Source organism: Catonella sp., assembly GCF_052169795.1.
GTDB lineage: Bacteria > Bacillota > Clostridia > Lachnospirales > Lachnospiraceae > Catonella.
The window spans coordinates 1-10,864 of record NZ_JBQNBU010000073.1; the positions used below are offsets into that span (position 1 = coordinate 1).

The following is a 10,864-nucleotide window of genomic DNA, read 5'->3' on the forward strand; positions in this document are numbered from 1 at the left end:
ATATCAATATTGAAGTCCAAAAAGAAAATGATGATGACCATCTAAAAAGGGTACGCTACAACGGATCTATCCTGACTACAAATATAACTAATCCCGGCACTAAGTTTGAATCTGTACCCGATGTCTGCATTATCTTCATATCTAAGTTTGACATATTTAAAGGTGGGTTTCCGGTCTACCATGTAGATAAAGTGGTTCATGAAACTGGTGAAATCATCAACAATGGGCTTACTGAAATATATGTAACCACAGTTAAAAAGGATGGTTCTAAAGTCTCAAAGCTCATGGAGCTGTTTATAAAAGACGATGCTTATAATATTGAGGATTTTCCTATTACAAGCGAGATTAAAGCTAGGTTTAAAATAAGCGAAGGAGGCAGAAAAGAAATGAATGAAATGTTAGAAAAAATTATTAGAGAAGAAAAAGAAGAAAGTGAAAAGCGTGGAGCTGAAAACGAGAAAATCAGAATGGCCAAAGACATGAAGAAAAAAAGTCTGCCTTTTAGCCTGATTGCAGAAATTACCGGCCTGTCTGAGAAGAAAATTCTGGCTCTGTAACAAATTTAATGATATAGCAACTATCATCCACAAAATTTTGACTTAATACTTTTAAATTCTAATTTTAAAAATATCGGTTTTGTAGATTTAAAAAGGCTCTCTGAATTCAATAATAAATTTACAGAGAAGCCTTTAAATAATTTTAACTAACGCAGGAATCAATCATAAGGTTACACTACCTACTTTAGACATACCTTCGGCTTAAATCACAAATCTGTTATTCTGCCTTTTTAATCATAATCCCAAGCTCATCAAGCTGCTTTGTATCAACCGCATTAGGTGAGCCAAGCATTAAATCCATAGCGTCCTTATTCTTAGGGAAGGCTATTACCTCTCTAATATTCTCAGCACCTGCGAGAAGCATTACAAATCTGTCTACACCATAAGCAAGTCCTGCGTGAGGAGGCACTCCGTACTTAAAGGCATCAAGCAGGAAGCCGAATTTATTATGTGCCTCTTCTTTGGTAAAACCAAGGAGTTCAAACATCTTCTCCTGCACATCATTCTGATAAATTCTCACAGATCCTCCACCAAGCTCATAGCCGTTTAATACTATATCATAAGCCTTAGCTCTTATACTGCCCGGATCTTTATCTGCATTTTCCCAGTCTTCTTCCATAGGTGCTGTAAATGGGTGATGTTCAGCCTGGAATCTATTTTCATCTTCATTCCAGCCAAGCAATGGGAATTCCACTATCCAAAGAAAATTAAATTTAGACTTGTCTATAAGACCAAGTTCTTCACCAAGGTCAAGTCTTAAAGCTCCGAGTACATTCCATACAAGTGAAGTCTTATCTGCCGCAAAGAGAAGCAAGTCTCCCTTTTCACCCTTCATAGTCTGTACGAGTTTGTCAAGTTCTTCCTCTGTCATAAACTTTGAGAAAGAAGACTTATATGTACCGTCTTCATTTACAGTAAGATAGGCAAGTCCCTTTGCACCAAATCCCTTAGCCTTGTCCACAAGGGCATCTATCTTCTTACGAGGCATACCTGCCTGTCCTTTTACATTTATACCTCTTACACTTCCGTTCTTCATTTCAAGGGCTGATGTAAATACTCCAAAACCACAGCCCTTAACTACCTCAGATACATCCACAAGCTTCATTTCAAATCTTGTATCAGGCTTGTCTGAACCGTAGTCATTCATAGCATCCTGCCATTTCATCCTCGGAAGTGGAAGTTCTATATCTATTCCTTTTGTTTCCTTCATTATGTGTTTAATAAGACGTTCATTTACTTCAAGCACATCATCCACATCTACAAAAGAAAGCTCCATATCCGCCTGAGTAAACTCCGGCTGTCTGTCTGCTCTTAAGTCCTCATCTCTAAAGCAGCGTGCAATCTGAAAATATCTGTCAAATCCTGAAAGCATAAGAAGCTGTTTAAGCACCTGTGGAGACTGTGGAAGTGCATAAAAACAACCCTGATTTACACGGCTTGGCACAAGATAATCTCTTGCTCCCTCAGGAGTGGAGTTACACATAATAGGTGTTTCTACCTCAACAAAGCCTTCATCTGCCATAAAGTCACGCATAAGACGGAGAACCTTGCTCTTAAGCATAAGCTTCTCCTGCATATCAGGTCTTCTAAGATCAAGATATCTGTATTTAAGCCTTAATTCTTCCTTGGTCTTAAGGTCGCTTACTATTTCAAAAGGAGTGGTTTCAGCCTCTGAGAGAATCCTTGTTTCCTTAACCCTTATTTCAATATGTCCCGTAGGAATATTCTCATTTATTGCAGCTCTCTCAGTAACTACACCTGTTGCAGCAATTACATACTCATTACGAAGCTTTGCAGCTTTTTCAAAAACTTCACTGCCGCAATCCTGCTCCTCATATACAAGCTGTAAAATACCCGAACGGTCTCTGAGGTCAATAAAAATAAGACCTCCTTTGTTCCTGTACTTCGCAACCCAGCCCATAACGGTAACTGTTTTGCCAATATCTTCCTTATTAAGTTCTGTACATCTGTGGGTTCTGTGCATACCCTTCATTGATTCTGCCATAATACCATCCTCTTATTCTAAAATTATTTAAGCCCCATGTCTCATTGAAAATAACTTATCATACAAATAAGGCATATTGGGAATATTATAGGTCATTCCATCTATAAACACTATCTCCATTCTTTTTCTCCTGTAAAGAAAAACACTCTTTACCTGAGGAAGCCAAGCCATAAAAAGCTGACATTCAATACTATTTTCATGCAATAAATTTGTAAGGATTTCTATCGGTGTAAGTTCATTAAATATCTGCCTCTCTGAATCCCATACCATCACATTTCCATCTCTGCCCATACTTTTTTCTTATCCCTTCCCAATCTTTTCTTCTATCTCTTCTAATTTAATTTCAGTCTCCTCACCTGTTTCCATCTGCTTAAGCCTAACTATTCCACTCTCTATTTCATTTAATCCTATAATAACTGTATAGTCTGCCCCCAGCTTATTTGCATATTTCATCTGTGCCTTTACTGAACGGTCAAGGTAATCGGTTTCTACTATAATTCCTTTATTTCTAAGCTTGGTAACTATTTCAAAAGCTTTTGCCTTAACTTCCTCTCCCATAGTACCTACATAGAGCTTAGGATGTGGCATTTCGCCAAGGCTCACTCCCTCTTTTTCAAGGAAGTAGAGTATTCTCTCAATACCCATTCCAAATCCTACAGCAGGGATATTCTGCTTACCATCTATTTCATTTATAAGACCGTCATATCTTCCACCGCCACAGAGGGTGAATCCATCTTTATCAACAAATTCAAATACGGTCTTAGTGTAATAATCAAGTCCTCTAACTATTCCTGTGTCTATCTCAAATGGAATATTAAGCTCTGTAAGCATTTTCTGTAAGGTATCAAAATGATTTTTGCACTCCTCGTCAAGAAAATCAATAGTTCTTGGTGCTTTCTCAACTATAGCTTTGCAACTTGGCACCTTACAATCTATAACCCTTAAAGGATTTTTCTGCATTCTTACCTTACAATCCTCACAAAGTTCAGACTCATATCCTTTAAGATAGCCTAAAAGTGCATCATTATAATTTTTTCTACAATCTCCATAGCCTATACTATTAATATGAAGCTTTACATCCTTAAGCCCTATTCTCTTTATAAATTCGCTTACAAGTGTAATAAGCTCCACTTCTACCATAGGACTTGGAGAGCCTACAAATTCCACACCAAACTGATGGTGCTGTCTGAGCCTTCCGCTCTGAGGTCTTTCATATCTGAAAGCCTGAGTAAAATAAAACATCTTAATAGGCTGCGGCAGAGCATATAAGTTATTTTCAAGATATGCTCTTATAGTTCCTGCTGTACCTTCAGGTTTAAGGCTTATTTCTCTATTTCCCTTATCCTTAAAAGTATACATTTCCTTTTGTACTACATCTGTAGTATCTCCAACACTCCTGTTAAAAAGTACAGTATGTTCAAAGGCCGGAGTTATAATTTCTCCTATATTATACGCATTACAAAGCTCTCTTGCTATAGCCTCAATCTTTGTACGCTTCCACATATTTTCCCCGAACCAATCCTGTGTACCTCTTGGTCTATTTGTTATCATAATACTCCTCACCACAAATCTAAATTCATCTCTGTTTTTTGATAAATCTTATTACTGCTTTTTTTATTGTCTTCAATTATTCCTGCAAGCTTATCAAACCTCTTGCTATTAACTATCCTCTGAAGAGCTAGAAAACACTCCATGTCAAAATTTTTAATCTCTTTTATCATCAGCCTTATAGCCTTATCAGGTAAAAATGCATCCCTATATGGTCTATGTGCAACCAAAGCTCCGAAAACATCACAGATTCTAAGAATCCTGGCACCTATCGGTATATTCTCACCTTTAAGATTATTCGGATAACCTGAACCATCATAGTTTTCATGATGATAAAGAACTGCATCCAAAATAACATGTTCATAGCCCTGTTTTTTCAGTATACCATAACTTAGCACAGAGTGCATCCTTACATATTTAATCTCTTCTACCTTAAGCTCTCCATTCTGTCTTCCATATAAATAGTTGGCAATTCTTAATTTTCCAATATCATGCAGAAGACCTGCCTGTGCCATCTTATCAATAAAGTCATTTTGAAATCCAAGTTCCCTTGTTACCATTTCGGCTAAATTGCTTACAACTATACCATGTTTTACCAAGTCATCCAAATCAATCTCTAAAATGATTTCATGGGATGTCTTACAACTCATGCCAGCTTTACCCATTACAGCATTTCTCCAAATTCTTCTAAAAATTTTTTCTTACGCTCAATCATTTCATCAATCCGTTCAATATAGTCCATAACAAACTTCACATTCTCCGTCCGTTCTATCCTGTTTCCTTCTCTAAAAACAAACTTACAGGACGAACCCGCTCCCAAGCCGATAATCGGATGTTTTTCTTCCATAATTAATATGTTATACAACCCCTCTTTTCCTGACCTCGCATAACCCACATTTTCCAAGTTATCTGCTATATTCTTTTGCCTGTATAAATAATAAGGCTCATAACCGTTTTCCCTAGCAAACTCATAAGTGAGCCTCTGCTGAAGTGCTGTATCTGTAGGAATCATATCTGACAACTCATTCAGCTTAAGCTTAAGTGCTGCTGCCCTTTTTATAGCAAGAGCATGGACTGTAAGATCATCAGGATTTAATTTTTTTATCTCTGACAAGGTATATTCGGTATCTTTTACTGTCTCTCCCGGAAGCCCCACTATAAGATCCATATTTATATCTTCCATTCCCTCTTCTCTTGCCATAACAAAGGCTCGCCTTACAGATTCGCTATCATGCATCCTTCCTATAAACTTAAGAGTTTTATCAGACATAGTCTGTGGATTTATAGACATTCGCTTAACACCAAGCCTCTTCATCACCTTCAACTTATCCCTTGTTATGCTGTCAGGTCTTCCCGCCTCAACTGTAAATTCCTTTACCGAAGCCATAGGCAATTTAAGGTTAATATATTCTAACAGCATTTCAAGTTCTTCCGCAGAAAGTGCAGTCGGTGTTCCACCTCCTATATAAACAGTTGTAAGTTTTTTATGAGGTAAAATAGTTGTAGCAAAATCTATTTCCTTAAAAAGTGCTTTTAAATATTCTCCCACCTTCTTTTTATAAGTACCTATAGGATATGAAGTAAAGGAACAATAAAGGCAGGTAGTAGGACAAAACGGTATGCCTATATATATGCTGTAACCATTTTTATAATCCATTTCCTTCAACAGTAGATTTTCTTTCTTTGCAATTTCTATGGATAATTCTGTTTTCTCCTCTCCACATAGATACTGCTCATGATAAAATCTTCTTACTTCATCTTCTGTTCTTCCTTCTTCTATATAATCACAAGCTATCTTAGTAGGTCTTATACCCGTAAGTGTCCCCCAAGGCAATTCATTACCGGTATACTCTTTTAAGATATGATACAGTACCTTCTTTAACTCATTTTTATACAGCCTTCTGTCCTCTTCCACTTCATCATATACAAATTTTTTTCTTATATTTCTCTTCTTATCATCCTTGAACCACATATCAATAACAAACTCTGTATTATGCACCGACAATATGCAGTCTGATGGTGAAACTATGACATTTTCAGGCTCTTCAAAATTACAGACTGTAACTTTCATTTCTTCAATGCTAAAAAATGCCCGCACTAATGGTCTTATATCTTGTTCAAAGGCCGTATCTTCAAGCCTTATTTCTATCATCTGATTTTATCTCATCCTTCCTAAATTAAATACGGGTTATGTGACAGTTCTCTTTCTATAGTTGTAGCCATGCCATGTCCTGCTAATACAACTGTATCCTGTGGAATTTTCTTAATCACATCAGTAAGAGTTCTCCTCATAACTGCTTCATTGCCGGTAGGAAAGTCTACCCTTCCTATGCTTCCTGCAAATAATGCATCACCGGTGAATATAACCCTTTTAAAACTTTCATTCTCCTCTAAATCATCTGAATAAAAACTTATACTGCCAACCGTATGCCCGGGAGTGTATATTACTTTCAGCTTAAAGCCTTCAAATTCAAGTTCATCTCCGCCTTTTAAATATTTATCTGCTTCCAAAGTAAAATCTACTCCTAAAAAACTCTTACCCAAATTTAACATAGAATCTTGTAAAAGCTGTCTTTCAGCCTCTCCGGCATAAATTTTTATTCCATATTTTTCCGCAAGCATAGGTGCTGCCATAATGTGGTCAAAATGTCCATGTGTTAAGAGTATAGCTAAGGGTCTTGCTCCCTTTTCCTCTATGAGAGCAATTATTTTCTCTGCCTCATCTGAAGGATCTATAATAATACAATTGCCATTATAAAAAATCAAATAAACATTGGTATTTACTGCACCTAATACCAGCTTTTCAACTTCTATCTTCATCAGCCTGCCGTCCTCTCTATGTCTATTACTCCATCCAGACTCCTAAGCTTAGACACAAGGCTGTTGAGATGGTTTCTTCCTTTTATCTCAAACATTAGGTCAATAGTTGCTATTCCCTGCTTATTAGTCCTTGCTGAAACAGAGGCTATGTCAATATCCGCTTCTGTGAACACTCTTGAAACTTCTATCAAAAGACCGCTTCTGTTATTAGCATATATTTTAATTTCCGTAGTATATAGCTTATCTGTCTGCGTAGTTGCTTCCAGTGACCATTCTGCCTCAATCAACCTGTCTCTGTCCTCTTCAGGAAGATTCATCATATTGATGCAATCAGTCCTATGTATGGAAATACCTCTGCCCCTGGTTACGAAACCAACTATTTCATCTCCCGGTACCGGTGAGCAGCATTTTGAAAAATGCACTGCCACATCATGGATACCTTTTACTAAAATTCCTCCTTTAGAACGGCTTATTTTAGCAGGAGTTACGGACTGGTCTCCATATTTATCTAAAATATCTTCATCTGTAATATCAGAAGCTTCTTTTTTCTTCTTTTCTTCCGCAAGTTTATTTATTATTTGGCCTTCTTTAAGTCCACCCCTGCCTATTGCAGCACAAATAGAATCCCAATCCTTAAAACCATATTTCTGCATACAGGCCTGCATATAATCAGACTTTAACAAGTCACTCAGAACAAGGGAATGTGCCTTACAATAATTAAGCATAAGCTCCTTGCCCCTAATTATATTGTCTTCCTTGAGTTCAGCCTTAAACCACTGATTTATCTTAGACCTTGCCTGTGCACTCTTAACAAGTTTAAGCCAGTCAAAGCTTGGGCCTTTTGAATTCTGGCTAGTTATTATCTCTATCCTGTCACCATTTTGAATGACATAGTCTATAGTCACCAGCTTTCCATTAGCCCTTGCTCCTACCATCTTATGTCCTACCGCAGAATGTATGCTATAAGCAAAGTCTATAGGTGTAGAACCTACCGGTAGATTTTTTACATCTCCCGTAGGTGTAAAACAGTATACACTGTCTGAAAAAATATTTAATTCAGACTTAATTGCACTGAGAAATTCTTTATTATCAGACATATCTGTCTGCCACTCAAGAATCTGTCTCAGCCAGTTATACTTTTCTTCCTCACTAGCTTTATCATTCTTACCATCACTACCTTCTTTATATTTCCAATGTGCGGCAATTCCGTACTCTGCTGTCCTATGCATATCATAGGTACGAATCTGAATTTCAAAAGGCTGTCCTTCAGGTCCTATTACAGTTGTATGCAAAGACTGATACATATTTGACTTTGGCATAGAAATATAGTCCTTAAATCTCCCCGGTATAGGTACATACATCTCGTGAATTACTCCCAAAGAAGCATAACAATCCTTGAGATTATCCACTATTATTCTTACTGCAAATACATCATATATTTGGTCGAAAGTCTTGTTCTGATTAACCATCTTCTTATAAATGCTGAAATAATGCTTAACCCTGCCTCCTATGGTAGCCTCTATACCGGCTGCCTTGATATGATTTGCAACTTCTCTTTCAATGGATTTGATAAACTCGCCTTTTACCATGGCTTTTTTTCTGATTTTTTCATCTAAATCCTTATATACCTCCGGATGAAGGTATTTCAATGATAAATCATCCAGTTCAACCTTAATCTTGCTTATTCCAAGTCTCTGAGCTATAGGAGAATAAATATCCATCGTCTCTCTTGATTTCTCTATCTGTTTATGAGGAGACTGATACTCCATCGTACGCATATTATGCAACCTATCTGCAAGTTTTATAAGTATAACCCTTATATCTTTCGCCATTGCAAGGAACATCTTCCTTAAATTCTCTGCCTGTACATCTACCTTATCCTTGGAGTACTGAAGCTGAGTAAGTTTGGTTACTCCGTCCACCAAGGTCTCTACCTCTTCTCCAAATTCTTTTCTAAGTTCTTCCGGACTGCAGGCAGTATCTTCAACGACATCATGTAAAATTCCTGCAATTATTGTTTCTTTGTCCAGTTCAAGTTCCGCTAAAATTATTGCAACACAGAGAGGATGACATATATATGGCTCTCCTGACTTTCTAAGCTGTCCTTTATGACAGTTATCTGCAAGTTCATATGCTTTCTTTATAAGTGCAATGTCTGTAGATGGGTGATATTCATATATGGTTTTAATTAATTTATCAAACAGTACTTCTTTAGGGGTAAATTCTGCAAACGAATCAAGCTCCTTTTCAGAAGCCATTACCTTTTTCTTTATATTTTCATCAGAAGATATAAAATTAGTAATTTGATTTCTTATATCTTCTTTGCCTTTTATAATATTTTTTTCATTATCTGCCATATTCCACCTAAAGCCTGACAGCCATCCTTTCTTACTGATTGCATATCTATAATTATGTGATGTGGGTGTCAAGTACTTTTGACACTTGTATTATTATATTGCCATTAATAATAAAAATCAAGATTTAACAACTATTGAATATATTATAATAACTATTCCTACTACTATTCTATACCATCCAAACCCCTTAAAATTTTTCTTTTTAATATAATACATCAAATATCCGATTACCCATAGTGAAACTATAAAAGCAGTAATCGTACCTACTACAAGAATACAAACTTCAAGACCTGTAAAGGCTGTACCACCCGATACCATGTATTTAACCGTTTTTAATAAACTTGCTCCAAACATAACCGGAATTGCTAAAAAAAAGGTAAATTCAGCCGCAGTTTTTCTGGAAAGTCCCATTATCAAGCCACCTATAATGGTTGCACCGGATCTTGATGTACCCGGAAAAATTGCTGCTAAGAGCTGAAAAACTCCAATTATTAGTGCATCTTTATATGTTATATCAGAAAGTTTATCCACATTATGATTTTCTGCAATGAGGCTTTCTACTAAAATAAACATAACTCCCACTACTATAAGAGCTGATGCCACTACTCCGGTTTTGTACAAATACTCATCTATCAAGTCATCAAGAGCAATACCTACTACAGCTGCCGGCAGACAGGCAACTATTATCTTAATCCAAAGCTCTATGGTTCCAATCTTCACCTTAAGCCTGCCCGCATCCTGTTTTACAGGCAAAAGCCTGCGCCAGTACAGAAGAACTACAGCCATAATTGCGCCAAGCTGAATAACAACTTCAAATATTTTCCAGAAAGCAGGTGATACATTTAACGGCATCAGATTCTGTAAAATTATCATATGCCCTGTCGAACTCACCGGCAACCATTCTGTCACACCTTCAACTATTCCAAAAATAATAGCTTTTATAATTTCAAATATAGCTTCCATAATCCCCTCATATATACAAAATGGACGCCGCTATAGACGCCCAATATAAACCAGTGTGTGCAGTCCCGCTTTACTTTCCCGGGTACTTAACTATAGAAATCATATTGTAATTCTTAAGTTTATCTCTTCCCTTCAAGCCCTCAAGCTCAATTAGAAAAACAATCTTTACAACTGTTCCGCCAAGTTTTTCAATAAGCTTACAAATAGCCTCGGTTGTTCCGCCTGTTGCGATCAAGTCATCAACTATGACAACCCTGTCACCCGGCTTAATAGCATCTTTATGAACCTCAAGCTCTGCACTACCATATTCAAGGTCATACTCTACTGATACAGTCTCCCCCGGAAGCTTTCCTTTTTTTCTGATAGGTACAAAAGCCTTATGCATATTATAAGCAATAGGCACTCCAAAAATAAAACCTCTGGATTCAGGACCTAACACTATGTCAAAATCCTCATCTCCTAAGGCTGCTGCCATTTGGTCAACAGCCATCCTAAGCCCGTCCTTATCTGAAAGTACAGTGCTTATATCCCTAAACATAACCCCTTCTTCAGGGAAATCAGGTATTGTTCTAATATAGTCTTCGATTTTTTTCATTATATCTCAACTCCATTCA

At 36.9% G+C, this 10,864-nt stretch carries 10 protein-coding genes; 1 reads left to right on the plus strand and 9 read right to left on the minus strand.

The genetic code is table 11. The features are described from left to right. A partial coding sequence (locus ACTTKP_RS09515) for an Rpn family recombination-promoting nuclease/putative transposase (protein ID WP_442553667.1) occupies positions 1-557 on the plus strand: 557 nt, incomplete at its 5' end. A 217-nt stretch (positions 558-774) separates the two neighbouring features. Here the strand turns inward: ACTTKP_RS09515 and aspS are convergent. The 9 genes from aspS to ACTTKP_RS09560 form a co-directional block, all read right to left on the minus strand. Next, positions 775-2,562: an aspartate--tRNA ligase gene (gene aspS, locus ACTTKP_RS09520; protein WP_442553668.1), complete on the minus strand. Its 1,788-nt coding sequence runs from the start codon at positions 2,560-2,562 to the stop codon at positions 775-777. 27 nt (positions 2,563-2,589) lie between these two features. Further along, on the minus strand, positions 2,590-2,853 hold the full coding sequence (locus ACTTKP_RS09525) for a hypothetical protein (RefSeq protein WP_442553669.1): 264 nt from the start codon (positions 2,851-2,853) through the stop codon (positions 2,590-2,592). 9 nt (positions 2,854-2,862) lie between these two features. Beyond that, entirely contained in the window at positions 2,863-4,113 is a 1,251-nt protein-coding gene (hisS, locus tag ACTTKP_RS09530; protein ID WP_442553670.1) for a histidine--tRNA ligase, read from the minus strand. Positions 4,114-4,121: 8 nt separating this feature from the next. Then, the gene (locus ACTTKP_RS09535) at positions 4,122-4,775 is read right to left on the minus strand and encodes an HD-GYP domain-containing protein (RefSeq protein ID WP_442553671.1); all 654 of its coding nucleotides are present in this window, start codon (positions 4,773-4,775) and stop codon (positions 4,122-4,124) included. Beyond that, the gene (hemZ, locus tag ACTTKP_RS09540; protein WP_442553672.1) at positions 4,775-6,262 is read right to left on the minus strand and encodes a coproporphyrinogen dehydrogenase HemZ; all 1,488 of its coding nucleotides are present in this window, start codon (positions 6,260-6,262) and stop codon (positions 4,775-4,777) included. Before hemZ ends, ACTTKP_RS09535 begins: the two co-directional genes overlap by 1 nt. A 20-nt stretch (positions 6,263-6,282) precedes the next feature. Continuing rightward, positions 6,283-6,930 (minus strand): MBL fold metallo-hydrolase, encoded by a 648-nt coding sequence (locus ACTTKP_RS09545; RefSeq protein WP_442553673.1) that lies wholly within the window; start codon positions 6,928-6,930, stop codon positions 6,283-6,285. Continuing rightward, on the minus strand, positions 6,930-9,188 hold the full coding sequence (locus tag ACTTKP_RS09550) for a RelA/SpoT family protein (RefSeq protein ID WP_442553676.1): 2,259 nt from the start codon (positions 9,186-9,188) through the stop codon (positions 6,930-6,932). The genes ACTTKP_RS09545 and ACTTKP_RS09550 overlap by 1 nt, the downstream gene beginning before the upstream one ends. Before the next feature lie 216 nt (positions 9,189-9,404). Beyond that, the gene (locus ACTTKP_RS09555; protein WP_442553674.1) at positions 9,405-10,250 is read right to left on the minus strand and encodes an undecaprenyl-diphosphate phosphatase; all 846 of its coding nucleotides are present in this window, start codon (positions 10,248-10,250) and stop codon (positions 9,405-9,407) included. A gap of 70 nt (positions 10,251-10,320) precedes the next feature. Then, positions 10,321-10,845, minus strand: a complete 525-nt coding sequence (locus ACTTKP_RS09560; protein WP_442553675.1) for an adenine phosphoribosyltransferase — start codon at positions 10,843-10,845, stop codon at positions 10,321-10,323. Between the last annotated feature and the right edge of the window lie 19 nt (positions 10,846-10,864).

Excerpts from the sequence above, each read along its gene's own strand:
- aspS (WP_442553668.1), bottom strand. The coding sequence starts at position 2,562 with ATGGCAGAATCAATGAAGGGTATGCACAGAACCCACAGATGTACAGAA.
- ACTTKP_RS09525 (WP_442553669.1), bottom strand. The coding sequence starts at position 2,853 with ATGGGCAGAGATGGAAATGTGATGGTATGGGATTCAGAGAGGCAGATA.
- hisS (WP_442553670.1), bottom strand. The coding sequence starts at position 4,113 with ATGATAACAAATAGACCAAGAGGTACACAGGATTGGTTCGGGGAAAAT.
- ACTTKP_RS09535 (WP_442553671.1), bottom strand. The coding sequence starts at position 4,775 with ATGGGTAAAGCTGGCATGAGTTGTAAGACATCCCATGAAATCATTTTA.
- hemZ (WP_442553672.1), bottom strand. The coding sequence starts at position 6,262 with ATGATAGAAATAAGGCTTGAAGATACGGCCTTTGAACAAGATATAAGA.
- ACTTKP_RS09545 (WP_442553673.1), bottom strand. The coding sequence starts at position 6,930 with ATGAAGATAGAAGTTGAAAAGCTGGTATTAGGTGCAGTAAATACCAAT.
- ACTTKP_RS09550 (WP_442553676.1), bottom strand. The coding sequence starts at position 9,188 with ATGGCTTCTGAAAAGGAGCTTGATTCGTTTGCAGAATTTACCCCTAAA.
- ACTTKP_RS09555 (WP_442553674.1), bottom strand. The coding sequence starts at position 10,250 with ATGGAAGCTATATTTGAAATTATAAAAGCTATTATTTTTGGAATAGTT.
- ACTTKP_RS09560 (WP_442553675.1), bottom strand. The coding sequence starts at position 10,845 with ATGAAAAAAATCGAAGACTATATTAGAACAATACCTGATTTCCCTGAA.